This window comes from Euryhalocaulis sp. (genome assembly GCF_013911995.1).
GTDB lineage: Bacteria > Pseudomonadota > Alphaproteobacteria > Caulobacterales > Maricaulaceae > Euryhalocaulis > Euryhalocaulis caribicus.
Map to the genome: position 1 here is coordinate 16,955 of NZ_JACESD010000007.1, position 21,848 is coordinate 38,802.

Annotated in this window: 20 protein-coding genes and 1 pseudogene; 6 read left to right on the forward strand and 15 right to left on the reverse strand. The window is 62.1% G+C overall.

Features of this window, described 5'->3' with window-relative positions:
- Positions 1-244: 244 nt before the first annotated feature.
- Genes H2040_RS03005 through coxB form a run of 3 tightly spaced genes read right to left on the reverse strand, consistent with a single transcriptional unit; the run spans position 245 to position 3,665 of the window.
- Positions 245-577, reverse strand: coding sequence for a hypothetical protein (locus H2040_RS03005; protein WP_287154304.1), 333 nt, complete (start codon positions 575-577; stop codon positions 245-247).
- Complete coding sequence (gene ctaD, locus H2040_RS03010; RefSeq protein WP_287154306.1) at positions 574-3,060, reverse strand: cytochrome c oxidase subunit I; 2,487 nt, start codon at positions 3,058-3,060, stop codon at positions 574-576. Before ctaD ends, H2040_RS03005 begins: the two co-directional genes overlap by 4 nt.
- On the reverse strand, positions 3,057-3,665 hold the full coding sequence (coxB, locus tag H2040_RS03015) for a cytochrome c oxidase subunit II (RefSeq protein ID WP_287154308.1): 609 nt from the start codon (positions 3,663-3,665) through the stop codon (positions 3,057-3,059). Before coxB ends, ctaD begins: the two co-directional genes overlap by 4 nt.
- 75 nt (positions 3,666-3,740) lie before the next feature.
- Between coxB and H2040_RS03020 the strand changes: the two genes are divergently transcribed.
- Positions 3,741-4,256: a DUF2231 domain-containing protein gene (locus tag H2040_RS03020; RefSeq protein WP_287154311.1), complete on the forward strand. Its 516-nt coding sequence runs from the start codon at positions 3,741-3,743 to the stop codon at positions 4,254-4,256.
- On the opposite strand, the gene H2040_RS03025 is transcribed toward H2040_RS03020, so the two are convergent.
- From H2040_RS03025 to H2040_RS03050, 6 genes are all read right to left on the reverse strand, one after another.
- Positions 4,226-4,738 (reverse strand): CopD family protein, encoded by a 513-nt coding sequence (locus H2040_RS03025; RefSeq protein ID WP_287154313.1) that lies wholly within the window; start codon positions 4,736-4,738, stop codon positions 4,226-4,228. The genes H2040_RS03020 and H2040_RS03025 overlap by 31 nt on opposite strands.
- Positions 4,735-5,433, reverse strand: coding sequence for a cytochrome c oxidase assembly protein (locus H2040_RS03030; RefSeq protein ID WP_287154315.1), 699 nt, complete (start codon positions 5,431-5,433; stop codon positions 4,735-4,737). Before H2040_RS03030 ends, H2040_RS03025 begins: the two co-directional genes overlap by 4 nt.
- A 157-nt stretch (positions 5,434-5,590) precedes the next feature.
- A complete protein-coding gene (locus tag H2040_RS03035; RefSeq protein WP_287154317.1) occupies positions 5,591-9,388 on the reverse strand; it encodes an Ig-like domain-containing protein in 3,798 nt (1,265 codons plus the stop codon).
- Between the two features lie 5 nt (positions 9,389-9,393).
- Positions 9,394-9,948, reverse strand: coding sequence for a hypothetical protein (locus H2040_RS03040; RefSeq protein ID WP_287154319.1), 555 nt, complete (start codon positions 9,946-9,948; stop codon positions 9,394-9,396).
- 12 nt (positions 9,949-9,960) lie between these two features.
- Positions 9,961-10,794, reverse strand: coding sequence for an SH3 domain-containing protein (locus H2040_RS03045; RefSeq protein WP_287154321.1), 834 nt, complete (start codon positions 10,792-10,794; stop codon positions 9,961-9,963).
- 119 nt (positions 10,795-10,913) lie between these two features.
- Positions 10,914-11,855: a helix-turn-helix transcriptional regulator gene (locus H2040_RS03050; protein ID WP_287154323.1), complete on the reverse strand. Its 942-nt coding sequence runs from the start codon at positions 11,853-11,855 to the stop codon at positions 10,914-10,916.
- A gap of 276 nt (positions 11,856-12,131) precedes the next feature.
- Here H2040_RS03050 and H2040_RS03055 point away from each other — a divergent pair, with 276 nt between their 5' ends.
- Positions 12,132-12,521 carry a hypothetical protein gene (locus H2040_RS03055; protein ID WP_287154326.1) on the forward strand — a complete coding sequence of 130 codons (390 nt, stop codon included), beginning with the start codon at positions 12,132-12,134 and terminating at the stop codon, positions 12,519-12,521.
- A gap of 193 nt (positions 12,522-12,714) precedes the next feature.
- Positions 12,715-13,415, forward strand: a pseudogene (locus H2040_RS03060) (IS6 family transposase).
- Positions 13,416-13,548: 133 nt separating this feature from the next.
- On the opposite strand, the gene H2040_RS03065 reads toward H2040_RS03060, so the two are convergent.
- The 6 genes from H2040_RS03065 to H2040_RS03090 form a co-directional block, all read right to left on the reverse strand.
- A complete protein-coding gene (locus H2040_RS03065) occupies positions 13,549-14,238 on the reverse strand; it encodes an alternative oxidase (protein ID WP_287154328.1) in 690 nt (229 codons plus the stop codon).
- A 107-nt stretch (positions 14,239-14,345) separates the two neighbouring features.
- Entirely contained in the window at positions 14,346-14,798 is a 453-nt protein-coding gene (locus H2040_RS03070; protein WP_287154330.1) for a group III truncated hemoglobin, read from the reverse strand.
- A 35-nt stretch (positions 14,799-14,833) separates the two neighbouring features.
- Positions 14,834-15,400, reverse strand: a complete 567-nt coding sequence (locus H2040_RS03075) for a Crp/Fnr family transcriptional regulator (RefSeq protein ID WP_287154332.1) — start codon at positions 15,398-15,400, stop codon at positions 14,834-14,836.
- Positions 15,401-15,489: 89 nt separating this feature from the next.
- Positions 15,490-15,885: a response regulator transcription factor gene (locus H2040_RS03080; RefSeq protein WP_287154335.1), complete on the reverse strand. Its 396-nt coding sequence runs from the start codon at positions 15,883-15,885 to the stop codon at positions 15,490-15,492.
- Between the two features lie 33 nt (positions 15,886-15,918).
- On the reverse strand, positions 15,919-16,506 hold the full coding sequence (locus H2040_RS03085) for a response regulator transcription factor (protein ID WP_287154337.1): 588 nt from the start codon (positions 16,504-16,506) through the stop codon (positions 15,919-15,921).
- A gap of 2 nt (positions 16,507-16,508) precedes the next feature.
- The gene (locus tag H2040_RS03090; RefSeq protein WP_287154339.1) at positions 16,509-17,609 is read right to left on the reverse strand and encodes a two-component system sensor histidine kinase NtrB; all 1,101 of its coding nucleotides are present in this window, start codon (positions 17,607-17,609) and stop codon (positions 16,509-16,511) included.
- An 81-nt stretch (positions 17,610-17,690) separates the two neighbouring features.
- Here H2040_RS03090 and hemN point away from each other — a divergent pair, with 81 nt between their 5' ends.
- From hemN to ccoO, 3 genes are all read left to right on the forward strand, one after another.
- Positions 17,691-19,028: an oxygen-independent coproporphyrinogen III oxidase gene (hemN, locus tag H2040_RS03095; RefSeq protein ID WP_287154341.1), complete on the forward strand. Its 1,338-nt coding sequence runs from the start codon at positions 17,691-17,693 to the stop codon at positions 19,026-19,028.
- Positions 19,029-19,426: 398 nt separating this feature from the next.
- Entirely contained in the window at positions 19,427-21,076 is a 1,650-nt protein-coding gene (ccoN, locus tag H2040_RS03100) for a cytochrome-c oxidase, cbb3-type subunit I (protein ID WP_287154343.1), read from the forward strand.
- 15 nt (positions 21,077-21,091) lie between these two features.
- Complete coding sequence (ccoO, locus tag H2040_RS03105; protein ID WP_287154345.1) at positions 21,092-21,844, forward strand: cytochrome-c oxidase, cbb3-type subunit II; 753 nt, start codon at positions 21,092-21,094, stop codon at positions 21,842-21,844.
- Positions 21,845-21,848: the final 4 nt, after the last annotated feature.

Below are 21,848 nucleotides of genomic sequence, written 5' to 3' on the forward strand. Positions count from 1 at the left end.
GGCATTTGAGTTCCTTCTATAAGCCTAGGGCGATGTAACCGCGCCAAGGGCTATTCTAACTGCTGCTGACTAAATCCATAAATGGCGTAGCGGGCACTGGCAGGAGAACCTGCTTCAATAGCCACCAATGCGCCAGTGATATTACCAACTGACTACCATCGCATAAGAGCGTTTATGGCGCTCCTTTCCTGCCAGGTGAGAGCTGGTCTGACTACGCCGTTCCAAGCGCGACGAGCGGCTTTCCCTACATGGCGAGGCCGCAAGAAGACGTGGTGACCACAGGGAAAAGCGTCCAGAGCGTAGCGCCGAGTCCGACCCACCCTGTAGATCGGCTGACAAACCGCACAAAACTATAACGGGATGCGAGGCGTGGCGCATGGAGCGCCGCGAGCAGGGCGAGCTGTACAAGGACTGAAAACACGTATGCCGCGACCAGCAGAACCCGCGCCACCGGGATTTCTCCAATCATCGCCGTTGTCAGGTCATGCCCGCAGAGAAGGCCGTGAAGGCCGTACACGAGCGTGAAAGTCACGAGCCAGACCAGCGGCGCGATAATGATGCGCAGGATCTCCTTCATGTGAGGAATCCGGGCACATGGGCGGCCAGCAGGACAAACATTCCGACAACAGCAAGATAATCGATCCACAGCCTCACGATGGGAAATTCCGCCCGTCTTACGGGAGAAGTGAAACCCCGGCGCACTCGCATTGCGAGGAATCCGGCCATGAGTGCGCCAAGCGCGGCGTGAAAGAGGCCGTAACCTCCGAGAACCAGAAGCGTGGCGCCGTAGGCGTGCGCGCTTGGACCGGGCGTGCGCAATATCAGTGATCCAAGGACGGCCCCCAAGGCGAGAGCGCCGGCAATGGCCAGGACGAGCGATGGCATAACAGTCTGGCCGTTTCGGTTGGCCCGTATGGCGCGCCGGATAGCGGCGGTGCTCGCCGCCGCCGCCGCAAGGCCTGCGGCCATCTCGAACAATGAGGGCTCGAACAGGGCCGGGGGCGGCCAGCCGGGCGCGACTGTCCAGAGGAAAGCAAAACCAAACAACAAGGATCCGAAAAAGGTTGTGTTGGCCGTCAGCAGAAAGAGCGACCCCCACCAACCTGACCCGTGGTCGACAGCTATGGAATTGGGCAGCGCCACGCCATGACCGACAGGCTGATCCGGCAAATCCTCCCTGCGTCCCAGCGTCCAGGCCCAGCGCCAGGCAAGGAAAGCGACCCCGGAAACGGCAAGCGGCGTAATCCAGTAAAATTTCAACAGAAGCGACAGGAAAAAGAGCCCCGTAACAGCCGCCATGAAGACCGGAAGGCGCGTATTCCCGGGATAGATGACATGATAATCCGGCTGCCCGGACGAGGCGTTCACCGTCAGGGTTTCCCGGCGCCCGCCGGGGCCGGAGTCGCCAAGATAGCCTTCGCCCCGCGCCAGGCGGACCGCCAGGTCAGGGTCATCGTTGAGCGGTTCACGGCTGAATATGTGCGGCAGGCTCGCGAAATTATATGCGGGCGCTGGCGTCATCATCGCCCATTCCAGCGTGGCGGCTTTCCACGGATTGCGTTTTCCGCGATTGGCCGTCACGGCATGAAGCGCCACTTCGATGACAACGATCGCGATGCCGATCGCCAGAACGAATCCGCCGATTGAGGAAATCAGGTTGATTGCTGTCCAGCCGTCCTCCGCCTGATACGTTGAGATGCGCCGGCGCTGGCCCAGCAGTCCGACCCAGTGCATGGCCAGGAATGTCACGTGGAAGCCGGTGAAGATGAACGCAAAGGCGACCTCTCCCAGCCGGAAGAATCGCTCTCGTCCTGTGAAATGGGGCAGCCAGTAATAGAGCCCGGCAAGAATGGGAAAGACAAACCCGCCGAAAAGCACGTAGTGCAGATGGGCGGTGACGAACGCGGTGTCGTGCGCCTGCCAGTCGAAAGGCACGACGGCGACCATGACGCCGGTCAGGCCGCCGATCACAAACGTCACGAAGAAACCCAGTATGTGCAGCATCGGCAGGCGCAGCTCCGGGCGCCCTTTCCACATCGTGCCGATCCACGCGAATATCTGCACGCCTGTCGGAACCGCCACCAGTGTTGAGGCGGCGGAGAAAAATGCGAGCCCCATATGCGGGATTCCCGTCGTGAACATGTGATGGACCCACAGGCCGAACGACAGGAAAGCCAGCGCCACGATCGCCGCAACGATCCAGCCATAGCCGAGCAGCGTTGTGCGGCACATCACGGGCAGAACGGTCGAGATAACGCCGGCCGCCGGCAGGAAGATGATATAGACTTCGGGGTGGCCGAATAACCAGAACAGGTGCTGCCATAACAGGCTGTCGCCGCCGAGCTCGGCCTGAAAGAAGGGCAGACCGAAGGCGCGTTCGAGTTCCAGCAGGACGGAGCCGAGAATAAGCGGCGGAAACCCGGTCAGGATCATCAGCGCGGTGACGAGCGCATACCAGGCGAAGATCGGCATCTTGTCGAGCGACATGCCCGGCGCCCGGAATTTCAGGACAGAGACGGTAATCTCGACAGCCGCGGCGATCGCCGAGATTTCGACAAATGTGATGCCGATCAGCCAGAAATCGGTATTGATGCCGGGCGAGTATATCGCCCCGGTCAGCGGCGGATACATGAACCAGCCCCCGTCCGGCGCGATGCCGAGCAGCATCGAGACCAGCAGCATGGTCCCGCCAAAGACGTAGCACCAGTAGCCATAGGCGGTGAGGCGCGGAAACGCGAGGTCGCGGGTTCCCAGAAGTTTGGGCAGCAGATAGATCGCCAGTCCCTCGAACATGGGAATGGCGAACAGGAACATCATGATGGTCCCGTGCATCGTGAAGACCTGATTGTAGATCTCCGGCCCCATGAAGGCCGAATCCGGCGTCGCGAGCTGCGCCCGGATCAGCATCGCCAGCACGCCGCCGACCAGGAAAAAGAAGAATGCGGTGACGAGGAACATCCGGCCCAGATCGGTGTGGTTCACGGTCGAGAACCATCCCTTGAAGCCCGGCTCGGATGACCAGATCGCCGTGAGCTTGCGGTGCCGTTCAAGAATGCTCATTCGGTCTCGTCCATCAGAAAGGCGTCCCACCCGGCGGCGTCATGGGCGATGACGGTAAAACTGAATCCGTCATAGCCGCCGCCGCTGAACTCGGCGCTGCGCCCGGCATAAGTTCCGGGCTGATCCGCTTCGATCCGCAGGATATTGACGTGTCCCGGTATCGCGTCGATCTTTCCGGCGAGGCGCGGGACCCAGAAGCTGTGAATTACGTCTTCCGACGTGACGGCGACATCGACCGGGCGACCGGCGGGAATATGGAGGACATTCTGCGTCGTCCTTTCCGGCCGGGCATCGTAGGAAAATGTCCACGCCCAGCGCCGGGCTTCGGCTTGCACGCTCACCGCTTCCGGGTTGTTTCGCGGCAATAACTGCTCGCCGACTACCAGACCGTATGCGAGCAGCAGGAGCAGAACCGCCGCGGGAAAGGCGAGTCCGAAGCTGATAATCCAGACCCGGATATGGCGCGCCTCGTCCGCCTGCGCGCTTCGCCGGCGGAAGGATAGCCCGAGAAGGATCATGACGAGACCGAATATCAGGACAGCGCCTGTCAGCATGACCCACCAAAGCGTGACGATGGAGCGCGCGGCCGGTCCCGCGGGCGCCACGGTGGACAGATCGCCTTCGCAACCGGCAAGGGCGGGAAGGGTAATGAGAGAAACACAAGCCAGAATCGGTGCGATATGACGACGGAGACGATCGAAGGCGAAGACGAGGAGCTGATCGACCCCATCAGTCAGAGTCCGGGATTCGATGAAACGGAATCGCGGATATCGGTGCTGGGTCATCCCATCCATGCGATGAGCGTCGCCTTTCCGGTTGCGCTCACCTTCTGTGCTTTTGGCGCTGATGCGCTTTACTGGTGGACGGGGGATGCGTTCTGGGCGCGCGCCGCCATGTGGGCCGCGGGAACGGGCTTTCTCTTTGGCATGTTCGCTGGATTCTCCGGCACGGCGGAATTGCTGCTCGTCTCCGGCATCCGGGCGCGGGCGCCGGCCTGGACGCATTTCATCATCGCTGTGACCCTTCTTGCCCTTCTCGGCGCAAACTGGGGCCATCGGCTCTACGGTTACGAAGATGCGGTTCTGCCCTATGGCATTCTGCTTTCGGCGGCTTGCGTGGCGATGGTGGCGTTTACTGGCTGGCATGGCGGAAAGCTTGTGTTCGACTATCGGCTGGGAACGTCAAAGAGCAACTGACCGTCCCGCGGCTCCAGCAGCCAGTCCGGGAAATCGAGCCAGGGAAGGGCGGGCTTGGCAAGAACGAGAGCCGCGATCCCGACGACCAGGCCGAGCACCGCCGTCATCGGGAAATAAGGCTCCGGCGGCCTGTGCCGCCCCGGTTCCTCGGCCGTCTTGACCAGGGTGCGGCCTATCCAGGCATGGACGGCGACCAGAAGGGCGACAAGAACAAGTTTCGCGTACAGCCAGGGGAAGAAGGTCTCACGGAGAAAGATAAGCCACGTGCCCGCAATTACGGCGATGACGGCCGCGGGGGTGACGCACATGGTATAGGTGAGATGCGTGGCCCGGCGGATCAGGCGATAATCAGCCGTCACAATCGCCGGGTCGTGACGCCCCAGCATAAAGGGCAGGGCGATCAGGCCGCCGCACCAGATTGCCATCGCCGCGATATGAACCCCTTTAAAAACAGGAACAAAAGAGACGAGCCAGTCCATCATGGGGCGCCGCTTGCAACGCGGACCCAGTTTCGCCGGGCCATGAACGCAGCGGCGCCGGCATAGGGAATTGCCGCCGGCACCCACATGATCAATCCCGCCAGTTGCTGATCCTCCAGCGGGGTCAGCCCCCAGGCATAGGGCGCAACGGCGTGAGCCGCGTAAACCGCCTGGGGAGCAAAGGTCAGAATAGCGCCCAGCATTCCCATTTGTGCGAAGGAGGCGACGATGAACGCCATCCGGTCGACCAGAGAGCCTGGTTTGGCGAAAACGGCGCCCCAGAACCAGGTGGCGGAGGCCAGAAGGGTAAGCTGCATCAGCCAGTATATGGCGACAGTTGACAGGGCCAGGTCATAGGCGGCCGGGATGTGCCAGATCCAGAGAATGACGGTCGATGTCAGGAAAGCCGGCGTCAGGGCGCGGGCGCGCCGCGCTGGAAGGGCTTGTGCGAGCAGCGGCGCGGCGATGGCGACGAGGATCACATGATGCGCCGCCCTGGCCGAGAACAGGGCTGACGACAGCGCGCATAGCGGCGACACAAAGGCGACGGCCAGGATGGCGACAGCCGCGAGCCCGATTTTATTGCGCCGGAACGCAATCGTTAAAATCGCCAGCGCGCCAAGAAGCCAAGGATCGAGATTCCAGCTTGTCCAAAGCTGGACCGGGATCGGGGGAGGTCCGCAATAGATCGTGCCCATTTGATCAGCGTTGACTCGCCCCTCCGTGAACCAGATTGATGCGGACCTATACTCCGTATCACAGCTGCGGCGTATTGTGAGCCTGGGCGGACGCTAAAATCTCTTCTGCTCGTAGTGGGAGGCGGCCTAAGTGGTCTGCTTGGCGGTGATGCCTGTTCTACGCGCCAGGACACAAACCGCGGATAGCAAAATTTGCCCTCATACCATCATTTTTGAGGATGCCGCTGCCAGACACGTGACCGCCTGACACATCAAGCGCCCAGTTTTCACCCGCTTGGCCGTTGCTTTCCGCGGTCACGCCCTTGCCCTGATCCAGTGTTGCCCGCAAAATTCCCCTCGCGGATTCCTCCAGCCGGATCATTTGTTGCGTGCCCGGCTCTATCTCAAAAACGGCTTCGACCAATTTACCCGAAGCGTTTGCACTACAGGTCAGAATCTCGGCCGCCAGCTTCATCTCCCGCCCGAATTCAAGCGTTAGCTCGCCCGCCCCCGTCTGGCCCGGATTCTCGTGAACGGCGTTCGCCGACTCCACATTATCGCCGACTGGACCCACAGCAGAAACGGCGGACGGCTCGAGCGCCGGCGCGGCGCGGTCTATCGCTTCAGATGTCCTGAATTGCCAGCTTACTTCGGAGCCAAGTGTACGGCCGTCCTTGGTTCTGAGCTGCCTTCCGGCGATGACCTTATAGACGGTATCAGGTTCCGGCTCGGCGGGGACGACCATAAGGACCGTTCCTCCACCCTCCAGATCAACTATCGACGGGACCGCTAGTCCGGTTTCGTCGCTGAGGTGAACGGCGTTCAACGAGGCGGGGTCGAGTGGCGCATTGAAAACAAGTTCTCCCGCACCTGGCGCTGCTGTTAATGCATCGGCCGACGGGGACGCCAGTAAAGGCTTCAACGGAACGTCGACCTTCACCGGCAGACGTGTCGATCTCTCACGGACGCCGTCATGTGCGATGATCTCGAAGGCGGCCGCCGCGCCGGGTCTCAAGATCTGCGGGTCTGGCGTGAAACCCGTATCGGTCAGAAACATTGCTAGCGTCGACCAGGTTTCTCCATCGGGGGCGAATCTCACCGTATATATCAGGTTCGGATCACCCGATTCAGCACGCCATTCCAGCCTCTCGCCCGCCCGATATACGCCCCCGCGTATATGAGAAATTAGTTCGGGAGGTCGCAGGGATTCAGCGGTCCGGCGCTCGGCCAGAATCTCGCTGCCACGGGAAAAGACAATCCGCGCGGGTTCTCCGGAGACCGGCAGGGTGACCGAGAAGGGCCAGGCGCCTTTCCCGCCGCTTTCCAGACCCGGGCCTGCCGAGGAACGCGCAATCACGCGGCAATCGGCGTCTTCGATCCGAATTTCATAGGCCCCGTCCTCGGCGGAGAGGCGATCACGCGGGCCGCGAACGGTGATGGCGGGCAGCAGACCCGAATTCTCGCCGTCCGCGAGGCCCGATATCATGATCCAGTCCCGGGCGACTGCCTCCTCTTCAGGCCTGAGGGCCGCGGGTTGGCTGTAGGAGGCGCGCCAGAGCCGGGCCTCGGGCGCCCCAGTGGTCCAGCTAAACGATGCCTGCCGGACCGGGCGGTTGCCGGCCGCCGGCAACCGCCCGGCGCGGCGGGTCTCCGCGCGCCCTTGTAGGTACGCTGCGCGGGTGGTGCGGTTGATCCGCAGCATGTCCGGCATGCGCTCCACCAGCCACTCATACTGCTGACCATCGATCCAGTAATCGCGGCGCGGCTCCCACAGGCAGGGGAACATCAGGTTGAGTAGCGGCGCCGTTGTCTCCGCGTTGCCATTCTCGCTGGATTTGACCGCCCCGCTCTGGCCGTTGAGCGCGATACGCATGCCGTCGATATTCGCTGCCGTCGTCTTGTATCCGGCTTTGCAGACTTCCTTGCGGTGCGCCGGGCCGTTGGCGAAGGGAATGTGCGGCAGGGCGAAGACGTGGCCGAACTCATGCACGACCATGGGCGAGCGCAGGATCGCCGGCGCGCCCTGACCGCCATAGCCGCTGGTTCCCATTGTGATCACGTTCCGCGACGCGCCATCCACCCGCATCATGTCGGTGAGAGCCGGGTCCGGCGCCGCGGGGTCGAGCGGGAGCGAGGGCGGCTGATCGAAAGGCGAGTTGGTCTGCCCGCCGGACAAGCTTGGCGGGTGATAGGAAACCAGTATGTCGGCGCTCGACCTCGCCGCCACATGCTCCTCGAACAGTCGCAGGAGGTGGGCCCAGTTGCCCTCCGCCTCGACCGCCGCGACCGGGTGATCTCCGGACCAGTTGTTGAAGCCGTCGCCGCACATCACCCACTCGATGCCCGGAATGCCGCAGATCGTGTCCATCACATTGTAGACGCCGCGATAGTGCGCGGTGACATCGGCTACAGGAAGGATCTGGTTGGCGAAGGCCCTCTCCCGGTGCGCCGACCTGATGATCTGCTGGATGGCCTCCTCTTCGGGCCCGTCCGGCAGCCATTCGGAATGCGCGGCGATAAAATAATCGACGGTCAGCCGGCTCACATGTTGACCGGCATACTCCATTTCACGCTCAACCTTGTCCGGCTCGCGTTCGGGATCAGCCGGATAGTATTCATCGGGCAGAACCTCGGCCACGAAGGTCGCCGGCTGACTCCTTGATGACGGGGTCCAGCCGAACAGGTTGAGACTGTCATCGCCAAACCGCCTGTCCTCGTCGGTGAATTGGTCCGGACGCATTGCCCGTCTTTCACGCATTGGAAAGATGACTTTGTCACGCGTATCCCGGACCTCCACTTGGACCGGATAGCTGGTCACCTGTCGGTCCGGGTGAATATCCTCAAGCTCTTCCCAGTCCACATAGATGCGCGCGGAGGCGGGTTTGCCGTTCACCAGCGTGGCGTTCCGCGAGACTTGGTAGATGTCGAGCCGCACATTGTCCGGCTCCACGAGTGTCGAGAAGGTGAATTCATAGTCCTCCTCCAGGGTCTGGCCGTCGGCTCCAACGATGCCATCGTCACCGCCCGTCAGGGTAATGTCGTAGATCGTTCCCGGCCGCAGCCTCTCGCGCGGGATGATCCGAAGCGTTGTGGGGGTCTCCAGCGAATAATCGGCATCCACGTAGATATAGCCGCCGTCCGGATCGAGGGTCGTCAACATGATTGTCGAAGAGTCGAAGCTGCCCTGATAAAGGTCTTCGCTGAACTCGACATCGAATTCCGCGCCGGAGAGGACCACATTCTCCTTCCCGTGGACGGGCCGCGTTTCCACGACGTTGAAATTCCCCGCTTGCCGGCAGAGCGTCGACTGGAAAAGTTCCTCGGTTTCAGGCGTGCGCGGCAGCTCGAATTGCAGGTTCAGGCCCAGTTGCTCGATCCAGCCTTTCTGGTCGCTTTCATAGTCGAGCACGCCGTTCCGCATGGGCAGGACGGCGGATTTGAGCTGCCCAGAGACCGTGAGCGTGAAGGATTCATCGGTCCATTCGGTCTGGAGAATGGCGGGTTTTTCAAGCGCCGGCCCGTATCCGGGCTGGACCGTCATGTCGTCCCGCCCGGTGTCCGCGACGGTGTTCTGGAAGGACAGCGTCCCCGAACCGGGCGGCGCGTCGCGCAACTCCAGCCCGTGCACGAGGCGCGTCCGCCGCCCTTCCGGTCCGCACGGGATCATGCCTATGCGGATCTCGGAAAAGTCGCGTCCCCGGCGATTAAGCTGATCGTGCAGGACCAGGCCGAAGTCCTCCCGATTCTCATAGCCGCGTTTGACGAACACGGCCTGACCGCCAAGCCGTCCGTCAGCCTGACTGACCGTGCTGCCGCTGACCGTCCCTTCCCATTCACCGACAAGATCATCGCCATAGAGCGCATCGTAGCCGTCCTGGAAGGGGGCGTTGCTGTCTCTTGGTTGAGTGTGAGCCTGAAGCGGCGCGAGAATCGCGGCGAGGCATATCAGCGGAAGCGCGTGAGTGCGGCCGGTCACGGACTTCAGTCCGCCTTGTGCAAGGCGGTATCGAAGACGCCTTCGACCGGCAGGCAATCTTCGAGATCAATCTCTGCGAAGTAGCTTTCCTTGGCGCACAGCGTAGCTTCGAAACTCCCCGCAGCCCGTGCCGCGCCGCTCTCCAGCGAGAAGGCTTCCAGCGTGATCGAGGCGCCGCCCGCGCCTTCTTCGCTTGTATAGAACGGCGCATTCATGCCATCGGGCCAATAGGACGCCGAACTGGCGGTTATTTGTGCGCCCGCGCCTTCTCCCATGACGCTGATCTCCAGCGTCAGGACATTGTGCATCCGGCGTTCAGCTTCGGGGTCCTGAGCCTGAATGGCGAGATTTGTCACCGGGCCGAACGTTCTGAAATCCGCAGTGGCCGAATCCTCTGACGGGACCGCGAGCGTCTCGCCCGCATAATCCTTGCCGTCGATCACCGCTTTGACCGTGCCAATGGGCGAAGTCTGGATCCGGGCCGATGCGGAAAGCGGGACAGCGGCGCACAGGCCAAAAAGACCGGCCGCGCACAGAAGGCGCATCGGAGATAAGCTCATGATGATATTTCCCTAGTTTGATGAGGTCTCGGGGAATGCCCAGTCCTCGTGTTCGATGCGGAAGACTCGCAGGGGCGCCCCGGGTCGGGCGGGGTCTGCGCGCAGCCTGAAGGTCACGCGGCGGGGCTGGCCGAAATTCACGATGTCCACGTGCAGAGTGATCATGCCGCGCAGCATGGGTTGCTCCGGATCGGGAAACGGATCGGAGACACTGCCGTCGAAGTCCTGTGCGCCATAGAGCGGGCTGGCGCCGGGCGGACGGGCCTTCATCGCCTCCACCACGCCGACGGAAAAGAACTGGCCCGCATGCGCGGGGTCCAAAGGATGCCGCCCGCCCGCCGGGGCCTGTTCCGCCCACTCGTACAAGGTTCGCACGAGGTCCCGGGCGCGCATGATCAACGCGTCGCTTCCGGGCGTTGCCGACTCGGACGTGTTGGCGATTGGGGCAGAGGCTGTGTAATCCGGCTTCAGATAACGCTGAGCTACCCACCCGGCCTTGCCGAGGTCGGCCGTCTGCATCAGGCACCAGCGCGCTGGCAGGGCTTCATGCTCGGCTTCGCTCAGTTTGAAATAGTGCGCGGGCGTATAATACGGCACGCAGGTGATCTGTTTCAGGCTGCGGGCATCGTGTGCGAATGTCTCGATCACCGGATAATCGGCTCCCGGCCCCATGCGCGCATTGAGAACATCATTCTCCGCCACTCCCACAACCCGCCAGGCGTCCGGTCCATGACCGTCTATGTCCGCATGAGCGGATAGGGGCGGCAGAAGAACGGCCAGCAAACCGATCAAAAACATGAGGAAACGCTGTCGGCCAGCATCCCACGGCGGCGGATGTTTGTTCATGTCGTCCCAATCAGCTGCCCGGCACGGCGGTCGGCCACCAGGGTATGATCCGCGCAAACCTAGCCGGCTGCGGAGGGGATGGAATAGTGCATCTGGCCCATGCCGGCTGCCCCAATAGATCAAGGATGGCGAAAGAGCGCCGACAGAGCCGTCTTGCTCGATATTTCGAGCTTGTCGTAGACGCGCGCGAGCTGGTTCCTAACCGTGGAAGGCGATGTGCCGAGCGCCGCGGCAACCTGCCTGTGGGTAAGGTCCGCAGCATAAAGTTTGGCGACTTCCCGCTCTCGCGGCGTCAGTAGCGACAGCCCCGGCTGAGAGGCGAGATGAATGAAACAGGCGTTTCCGAAAGTCGAAAGCCGGGCCGAGCCTGCCCGTCCGTGCCATACTCCATGGCCGGTCAGGGTCCGCATGACGTCCGGCGGGATGGCGCAGAGACGGGCGCCCCACTCCTCCGTTGCAATTTCATCGAAGCGGCCTTGGCGGGACAGAATCCAGCCTTGTCGGTCTATCATGGCCACGGCTTCGCTGTTAATCGCCGCGCGGCCGGTCCACAGGTCGCGGTTGATGCGAAGGGCTTGTGACAGGTGCGGCATTAGCGCTTGCTTGAAAGCGCGTTCCGTGTCGGAGAATGCGTGCCGCTGTCCATCGGCGCACAAGCCGACAAAACTGACATATCCGTCCGACTTCTCGGCCGTGATCGTCGCCATCATGTGAGACGCGTCGAACCTGCGCCAGTGATCGTTATAGGCAAAGCTGCGGCGATAGTTCGCCACGTCATCGAAACGCGCTGTCTGGCCAAGTCGGGTAAGGGTCAAATCGCAGAATGCGTCATCATGGGCTACGGCCTCCCAATCACCCAGGACAGCGTCCGACTGGTCCAGAACGGCGAGATCGGTAACCATCCGGTCGTCAGCCCGGCCGCCGCCCCAGACCGCGAAATCGAACGGAAGAATCTGTTGCAGGTTTTTCAGCGTCCGCAGACGTAACGCATCAGGCTCGCATGACATGGAGTCGTGATAGAGTTCCAGCAGAAAATCATTGTTTTCGCCTGATCGCACCATGGCGGAGTTCCTGCTGTTCACGCGGAAGACACTCTAGCAATGCTCGCTTGTGGGTGAAGCTTATTCAAGGCGCCGTCACAAGAAATTGGATTGAGACCCTCGACCTGCGTCAGCCGGTCTCCAGCCGTCCAATCCATTTCGCTATTTCAGGAGATCTCCCGAGGTAATTCGCCGGACAGCACCGTTCCAATTCATCTTCCATAGGACAATTGCACTATTTTCCTCGCGCAGACGATTTTACAGGCTGACGCTATTCTATTTCTCAGGGAGCCACTGATGATATCGCTCGCACTTTCTACGTCTCTCGCTGCGGCCCTTTCCTTCGGATCGGCTCAATTGACGATTGATGGCGAAACAACCACCCACGAAATTGCAGCGTGCGCGATGAAGGCTGAAGGCAGTATGCCCGCTCGTCTTCTGATCGAGGAAACGGACCTGACGCTTAATCTTGTTCGGGCCGATCACATGCAGTCGATCAGCGTGATCAGGAACAATCAGAACTGGACGGCGAGCCGGCTGATGATTGGCGAAAGCTGGATGGATAAAGGTCAGCCCAGCGAGCCCATTATCATCGACTGGGGAGAATCGATTCGCGTTGAAGCTCTGTTGAGTTCCATTCATGGCGCACATGATAAGGTCATGAAACTTACCGCGAAGTGTGATTAGACGAAAGTGGTTGCCATCTGGACGGGATGTACATGAAATTCCGCGGCGACTCCCTATCTCTGGCGCGCGACCGATCACGAGGTAAAGAAGCTGGAGGTGTGTGTCTCGAGAACGCCCAATCGCAAGGCGGCGCGACGGTATTGTCAGAGGAAACAGGCTTGAGCGGCTGGCCCGGTCCGCCTAGCGTTTCCGGATGGCCAATCCGTTCCGTTATTTCAAGACATCGCCGGAGGTGATCGGTCTGGCGGTGATGCTCTATGTCCGCTTTCCGCTCTCGCTCCAGAACGTGGAAGATCTGCTCCACGAGCGCGGCATCGATGTCAGCCACGAGACGGTGCGATGCTGGTGGAACCGCTTTGGCCCGATGTTCGCTGGCAAGATCAGACGGAAGCGGGCTCAGCAGATGCGGTCGTTCCCGCAGTGGCGATGGCATCTCGACGAGATGTTCGTGAAGATCCGCGGCGAGACGCATTATTTATGGCGGGCGATCGATCACGAGGGCGAGGTACTGGAGGCTTATGTCTCGAAGACGCGGGATCGCGAGGCGGCCTTCGGTTTCTGCGCAAGGCGATGAGGCGATACGGTGAGCCGCGCTCGATCGTTACGGACAAGCTTCGGTCTTACAGCGCGGCGCTGCGGGAGCTGGGGCAGGACGGCCGCCATGAGACGGGCCGCTGGCTAGATAATCGGGCCGAAAACTCACATCTTCCATTACGGAGACGGGAACGGGCGATGCAGCGCTTCCGGCGCATGCGAAGTCTGCAGAAGTTCGCCTCTGTCCACTCCTCCGTCTTCAACCACTTCAACCACGACCGCCATATCAATCGCCGCACAGCTTTCAAGGATCATCGCGACGCCGCCCTTGCCGAGTGGCGCCAGCTCGGTGCGGCCTGAGACCGGCGCATCCTGGCTCTACGAGGACCGGTTCGAATTCGCCTGACAGCACCTAGGCGGCATTGATTACGGACAATGGAAAAAGGGCGGTGCCGGGAAGCGCCGCCCTTTTGTTCAGGATAAGGAAGCGCGTTCAGGCCGCGGCTTTCCAGTTTGGCTTCAGTTCCTCGTGCGGCGGGCAGGGGGCGATGGCACCGTGCGGCAGGCCGGCGAGTTCGTTCGCGAAGCCGTGATTGACGTCGCGGTGATGGGCCTCGTCGGCGCGGACCACCAGCACTACATCGCGAAGGGTCGCGCCCTCGAGCAGGTTCCAGTAGCGTTTCGCGATTTCCGGCGCGGCGACGTTTTCGCTGCGGCCTTCGTCGATTTCCTTGAGATAATGGGTGTAGCTGATCACCGCCTCTTCTTCGAAATAGCCCACTACGCGGTGGGCGGTGCGGGGCGAGATGAGATAGAGCAGAAAGAAAAAGTTATAGAAGACGCCTTGAGCGATCAGCACCATGGCCCGTTCGAACAGGGTCGGCTTGGCGACCTCGATGAAGGTCATCAGGTGCATGCGCTCGTTTTCGGCCTCGTCCATTAGAGTCTTGATCCAGCCGCGGTCGTCCCGCATCCGGCGCAGGCATTTGAGGTGATTCAGCGTCGCGCCGACCATGCCGGGCACGGCGGCCACGGTCTCGAGCACCACGGCGCGGTGGCCATAGCGCTTGGCGAAGAAGGTGTCGGCAAACAGGCGCAGCGCCTTCACGAAGCCGTAGGCGACGCGGTCGCGCAGGCCCGCCGGTTTGTGGTGGACGCTAAGATCGATGAAAGGTTCGGTCATTTCTTGTCTCTGTATTCAGCCCGCCTCGCGGGCCGGTGTCCGATGAAATGGGAAGTAGCAGCGGCGGCGGTGCGGCGAAATTCGGGTGAGCGCGTACGGGGTTTTCCCTATGCGCCGGTATTTTCCGAAGGCCCCGCGCGAGCAGGATCGAAGAACATCGCCAGGCTGAGGCTGCCCGCGATGCGCTGGGCGCGGTCGATGAACAGGGCGGCGACATCAGGCGCGCATTCTTCCCGCGCTGTCTGGCGGAACAGGCCCAGCCAGCGCTCGAAATCGTCGGGCCGCACGTCTTTCAACTTCATATGGGCGGGCATGGGCCGGCCCTTGTAGCGGCCGGTCATGCGCAGGACGGAGGACCAGAAATCGCACATCCGGTCCAGATGAGGCGCCCAGTGATCCCCGATGCGCCGTTCGAAAATCGGCCCCAGGCGCTCATCGGCGCGCACGCGGGCATAAAAACGGTGAACCACGCGCTGGATCAGCGCCTCGGTAATGTCGGGGTGGAGCGGCGCGCGGCGATCGCTGCGCGCCGGGGCAACCGGGATTTCGGAATCAGTCATTGGCCTTGGCCGGTCTATCCGGCCCGCTTGGTGTTTCAGGCCGCAAGCGCGCCCTCGATACGGTAGGTGCGGCGGCCGGTCGGGATCAGACGGCGTTCGCGCGTCCAGCGGGAAAACAGGCGTGAGACGGTCTCGATCGTCAGGCCCGTATAATCGGCGATCTGCTGACGCGTCATGGGAAGCTCCAGATCTCCGACGGGCGAGGTCAGGCGCTCGGAGACGATGATCAGGAATTCTGCCAGCCGCTCGGCGGCGGACTTGCAGCCCAGAAGCGCGACATGCTTGCGCTCGCGCCCCAGGCGCTCTCGCATCTGCTTGAAGATGTAGTCTGCCCAGTCCGGGTCAGTGAGCGCGGCGCTCGCCTCTATCTGGATCAGCTCCACCTCGGTCAGCGCTTCGGCGTAGTGATCCACCGCGCCGTCGAAATCGAAATGCAGCAGCTCGCCGGGCGTGACGAAGTCGGTGATCTGGCGGCGTCCATCCTCGAAAATCTGGAAGACCATGACGGCTCCGCTGACAACTTTCATCAGGCGCACCCCGGTGTCGCCGGCGAAATAGATCGGCTCGGCCTTGGCAAACTGTCTGGTCTTGAGGTCGCGCATATGAATGCTCCGCTGAATGTGTGGAGCCTTTCTCGCGTTTTCCAGGCGATAAAAAAATTCGGATCAGCGCGTACGTAATTTCCCGTATGTCAGCCTGCCGCAGGCGGTGCGGCGTGGTTCGAGCCAATAATGCTTTCAAGGAGTTGGACCGGGTTTAGCGGCTTCCGGAACGCCACGGCGCCGTCGTGGCGTTTCAGCGCGCGGTCAAAGCATTCGCTGCCGAGGCCGGAGACGACCATCAGGCGCGGCTGCCGGGGCAGGCGCGCCAGCCAGGGCTCAAGCCGCTGCAGCGCGCCGGGGGCCGGCAGGTCGATCACCACCAGGTCCGCGGCGTTCGGCGCCGCATCGTCTATGAACCGCGCGAGATCGGCATAGGTCCGGACCGGGAATCCATAGGCGTCGGCAAAGGCCTCAAACGCCTCCCGGACAACGGCGTCTGTCTCGACAAGATAGATGTGGCACGTTGGCATGATGGCGCCGACCATGACCAAGCGCGCGGCGCCGCGCTTTGCTCCGGATCAAATTTCCGCTGAACGCTCTGACAAAAGTTTCACCAGACCGGCGACGTTGCGCACCCCCAGCTTGCTGAACACGCGGGCGCGGTGAATCTCGATGGTGCGCGGGCTGACGTCCAGCTCCCGCGCGATCTCCTTGTTCGTAAGACCGTCATTCAGGGCGCGGGCGACCTCGCGTTCCCGGCCGGTTAGGGCTTCCAGCGCCGCGCCTGAGTCATCCTCCGCTGATTTGTCCAGCGCCCGGGCGACCGCTGCATCCAGCATGGCGGGCGTGAAGGGTTTCTCTATGAAATCGAATGCGCCCAGTTTCACGGCCTGGACGGCCGCAGAAATGTCGCCATGAGCGCTGATCATGATGACGGGGAAATTCAGCGGCTTGAGCCGGCGCAGCACGTCCAACCCTGAAAGCTGCGGCATTTTCAGGTCGAGGAAGACAAGGTCCGGCGCGCCATCCTTCAGGCCTTGCAGGAAGGCAAGGCCGTGCGGGTAGAGCACGATTTTCCGTTCCGGTCCTTCCAGGGCGGCGGCAAGGCTCTCGCGCACCGAGTCATCGTCATCGACAATGGCTATCGTGGAGGAGAAGTCCGTCATGCTCAGTTTACCGGAAGGCCAAGTCTGAATCGCGCGCCCCCGAGACTATCGGAACCATCGGTCACGGCCAGCTCCAGGCTGCCGCCATGCGCCTCGGCGATATTGCGGCAGATGGAAAGACCAATGCCCAGCCCGTTCGGCTTGCTGGTGACAAAGGGCGAGAACAGTCTCGCGGCAATCTCGGCGTCGATGCCGGGCCCGTTGTCATCGACAATGACCGACAGGAAATCGTCATCGATCTCGGTTCGCACGCGAATCCTGCGTTCGGACTGGCCCTGCGTGGCGTCCAGCGCGTTTTTGATCAGGTTGACCATGACCTGGCGGATCTGGGTTTCGTCGGCGAACACTTCCGCCGCGTCATCGGCCTGGCTTGTATCGATCTCTGCTGACCGGTCCACTTCGGACACGCTGCACAGCTCCACGGCGGCCTCGATCACCTCCCGGATGGAGATGAACGATTTTTCCTGGTCGCCCTGCTCCACCATCTGCCGGATGCGCCGCACGATATCCCCGGCCCGGTTCGCTTCGGTCTGGGCGCGCTGGAATAATCCTTTCGCCTTGTCCGGGTCATTTTCGAGCGAGCGCTCGGCCGCAGCGAGGAAGAGCGAGATGGCGGTAAGCGGCTGGTTCAGCTCATGGGCGAGAGAGGAGCCCATTTCGGCCATGGCGCTGACACGGCCCATATGGATCAGTTGAGACTGCAACTCGCGCAGGCGCCGCTCGGCGGAGACACGCTCGGTCAGGTCGCGCACGATGCCGACGAAGCGCGGCTCTCCGTCATGTGTGAAAGCGCCGACGCTCAGGTCCATGGGAAAGACCGCGCCGTCCTTGCGCAGCCCTTCGACCTCCCGGCCAATGCCAATGATGCGTTTCTCGCCTGTATCGAGATATCGCCCGATATAGCGGTCATGCTGGCCCGAATAATGGGACGGCATGAGCATGGAGACGTTCTGGCCAAGCACTTCGGCCTCCGTCCATCCGAAGATTTTCTCGCAGGCCGGGTTGTAGAGATTCACCACGCCATGCCGGTCGATCGACATGATGCCGTCGACGGCGGTCTGCACCAGCGCCTGTAGCTGTTCCTGCGCGTAGGTTCGGGTCATGCGGCGGAGTCTGTGAGTCTCATGCTCTCCGGTTTGCGTTAGCGCAAAAACGGGTCCGGCTCAAAGCGCTATCGGATATGCATGACAGATCAGATCCTGCTGAAATACGCCGCGCGCCGGACGCCTCGCTACACCAGCTATCCGACCGCGCCGCAATTTGGAACGGACATCGATCCGGTAACCTATGCGCAATGGCTCCGGGCGCTGCCGGCTGAAAAGCCGGTATCGCTCTATTTGCACGTGCCCTTCTGCAAGGCGATGTGCTGGTACTGCGGCTGCCATACCAAGGCGACGCGGCGGATCGAGCCCGTTGCGGCCTATGCACAGACATTGCTGCGGGAAATCGATCTGATCGCGGACATCGTTCCGGCGCGACTCAAAGTCAGCCATGTTCACTGGGGCGGTGGCAGTCCCAGCTATCTGCCGGGCGATGAATTGCGCCGGCTCATGGATCGTCTCAGGTCGCGTTTCGACGTGCTCGATACCGCAGAAATTGCCATGGAGATCGATCCGCGCCTTTTGTCCGACGATTTTACCGCAGCCATGGGAGAGACCGGTTTCACGCGGGCCAGCTTCGGCGTCCAGACCTTTGACACGGATGTCCAGAACGCCATCAACCGGCCGCAACCCTTCCCTGTCGTGGCCGAAGCGACCGCGCGCATTAGGGAGGCCGGGATCGCGGGCCTGAACTTTGACCTGCTGTACGGCCTTCCGGGTCAGACGGAGGAAAATTGCCGCAGGACGGCCGAACAGGCGCTGAGCCTATCGCCCGATCGGTTCTCCGTCTTCGGTTATGCCCACGTACCGCACCTGAAGACGCACCAGCGCCTGATCCCCGAGGCAAGCCTGGCCGGGACGCAGGCGCGCCTGCGCCAGGCGGAGGCCATGGCGGCGGTTCTAATCGGCGCCGGGTATGCGCCGATCGGATTCGACCATTTCGCAAAGCCGGACGATGCGCTGACCCGCGCCCAGGCGGAGGGAAAACTGCGCCGCAATTTCCAGGGCTATACGGACGATACGGCGACGACACTGATCGGGCTTGGCGCATCTTCGATCAGCGAGCTGCCGCAGGGATATGTGCAGAATATCGCGGCCACGCATGAATGGGACCGGCAGGTGAACGCTGGCGCGGTCACCGCCGCCCGCGGTTACCGGTTGATCCCTGAGGACCGTATGCGGCGGGAGATTATCGCCCGCCTGATGTGCCATTTCGAAGTAGATACGGGCGAGATCGCCGCGCGTCACGGTCTCGCCGCGCCGGCGCCGGATCTGGCGGAGCTGGAAGCGGACGGCGTCGTCTCCAGCTATAGCGGGGTGGTGATCGTCAATCCGCAATACCGCACGCTGGTGCGCCATGCCGCCGCGGCGTTTGACGCTCACCTCCCCGCCTCCACGGCGGTGCACTCGGTTTCGGTTTAGCGGGTCGCCGCGCGGGGGAGGGAGCGCGATTCCCGCCACAGATAGGCGGCAGCGCCGGCAATAATCCCGGCGGCCGCGTAACAAAGCGCGCAATGCCCTGATGTTTGAAGCTGTGGAGCCGACAGGCACAGCGCAGACATGGCCGCACCCGGCATCGCCCCGCAGGCAAGCAGGACTCCCGCCGCGGCGGCGGAAAACCCGGAGACGAGGAAGGCGCGTTCGAGGCGCTGATCGAGACTCTTTTCCATGGCCCACCCCATAGGCTGATCGGACGCGCCGCTTCTTTGATTGAAATCAATACGCCGGTCCGCGCGGTCGGGCATCAGCAGTCTGTGGCCGCCATCAGGGCGGGTCGCGACTGGACGAATTTGAGCGGGTCTTCTGGGGACTTTTCGACTATGGCGCACGCCCAAGCACAGCCGCGCGGCTTCGGAATCGACGGGTTATCGATCGCCCTGATTCTGCTCGCGGGCCTTTTCTGGTCACTTCTGGCCGCCTCACGCGGGGGCGATCCTGTCATGGAGGGCCAGGCCTGGCTCCTGATGGCGGGATTTTTCACGGGCCTGGTCATGCTTTTCATGACCTATTCGGACGGCGCGCCCGTTTTCGATCAGACGCAATACGCGGAAGGCGTTGTTCGCGCGGGCGTGATCGCCACAATGTTCTGGGCCATCGCCGGACTTCTGGTGGGCGTCATCATCGCCTTCCAGCTCGCCTTGCCGAACTTTCTGTATTTCGAAGCGCTTGGCTGGACCAATTTCGGGCGGCTGCGGCCGCTCCATACGTCCGCGGTGATCTTCGCCTTCGGCGGCAATGCGCTGATCGCGACGTCCTTCTATGTCGTTCAGCGCACCTGCCGGACGCGTCTGGCGGGCGGTCTCTGGCCCTGGTTCGTATTCTGGGGCTACCAGTTCTTCATCGTCATGGCGGCCATCGGCTACTTGTCCGGCGTCAGCCAGTCCAAGGAATACGCCGAACCGGAATGGTACGCGGATCTGTGGCTGACCATCATCTGGGTGGCCTATCTGCTGATCTTCCTGGCCACGCTCCAGAAGCGCCGCGAATCCCACATCTACGTGGCCAACTGGTTCTATCTCGCCTTCATCGTGACCATCGCGATGCTGCACGTGATCAACAACCTGGCCATGCCGGTTACCCCGTTCAGCGCGCGCTCCTATTCGCTGTTCTCGGGGGTGCAGGATGCGCTGACCCAGTGGTGGTACGGCCATAACGCAGTGGGCTTCTTCCTGACCGCCGGCTTCCTGGGGATGATGTATTACTTCATCCCGAAACGGGCCGAGCGGCCAGTGTTCTCCTACCGGCTCTCGATCATCCATTTCTGGTCGCTGATCTTCATCTATATCTGGGCCGGCCCGCACCACCTGCACTACACCGCACTGCCCGAATGGGCGCAGACGCTGGGCATGACGTTCTCGATCATGCTGTGGATGCCGAGCTGGGGCGGCATGATCAACGGCCTGATGACCCTGTCAGGCGCCTGGGACAAGCTGCGCACCGATCCTGTGATCCGCATGCTGGTCGTCTCGGTCGCCTTCTACGGCATGTCGACCTTCGAAGGCCCGGTGATGTCGATCCGGGCGGTCAACTCGCTCAGCCACTACACGGACTGGACGATCGGCCACGTGCATTCGGGCGCGCTGGGCTGGGTCGGCTTCATCAGTTTCGGGGCGGTCTATTGCCTGGTGCCGTGGCTATGGAAGCGCAAATCCATGTACTCCAAGTCCCTGATCGAATGGCATTTCTGGCTCTCGACGCTTGGCATCCTGCTCTACATCGCCGCGATGTGGCCGGCCGGGATCACGCAGGGCCTGATGTGGCGCGCCTATAACGCGCTGGGCTTCCTGGAGTACTCGTTCATCGAGACCGTCCAGGCGATGAAACCCTATTACGTGATCCGCGCTCTCGGCGGGGTGCTCTACCTCTCCGGCGCGCTGGTCATGGTGTTCAACATCTACAAGACCATCCGGGGCGAGGTGCGCGACGCCGAAACGATCCCGGCCACGATGCCCGCGTCAGCGGTCGCGTAAGGAGGATATCGAACCATGCTCTGGCACCACCGCCTCCTGAAAGACTTTCACAGCCGCGTTCTGGAACGCAACGGGCTGATCCTGACCGTGGCCGTGCTGATCGTGGTCTCGATCGGCGGCCTGGTGGAAATCGCGCCGCTCTTCTACCTCAACTCCACGATCGAGGAGGTGGACGGCGTGCGACCCTACACCCCGCTCGAGCTGGCGGGCCGCGATATCTATATCCGCGAGGGCTGCTACACCTGCCACTCGCAGATGGTGCGCCCCCTCCGCGACGAGGTGGAGCGCTACGGCCACTACTCGCTGGCCGCCGAAAGCATGTACGACCACCCGTTCCAGTGGGGCTCCAAGCGGACTGGGCCGGACCTGGCGCGCGTCGGCGGGAAATATTCCGACGAATGGCACCGCGATCACATGCGCGATCCGCGCTCCGTCGTGCCCGAATCCATTATGCCGCCCTATGCCTTCCTCGAGGAAAGCCCGCTGAAATACGGGCATATCGTGGAAATGCTGAAAGCAAACCGCGCTGTCGGCGTGCCCTATAGCGACGACATGCTCGACAATGCAGTGGCGGACCTGAAGGCCCAGACCGATCCTTTCGCCGGACCGGACCTCACCGAGCGTTATCCCGGCGCCGTGACGCGCGAATTCGACGGCAATCCGGACGAGATCACCGAGCTCGACGCCCTCATTGCCTACCTGCAGGTGCTCGGAACGATGGTGGATTTCTCCACCTACGAGGCCGAAGCCGAAGAAAACCTGAGATAGCGCC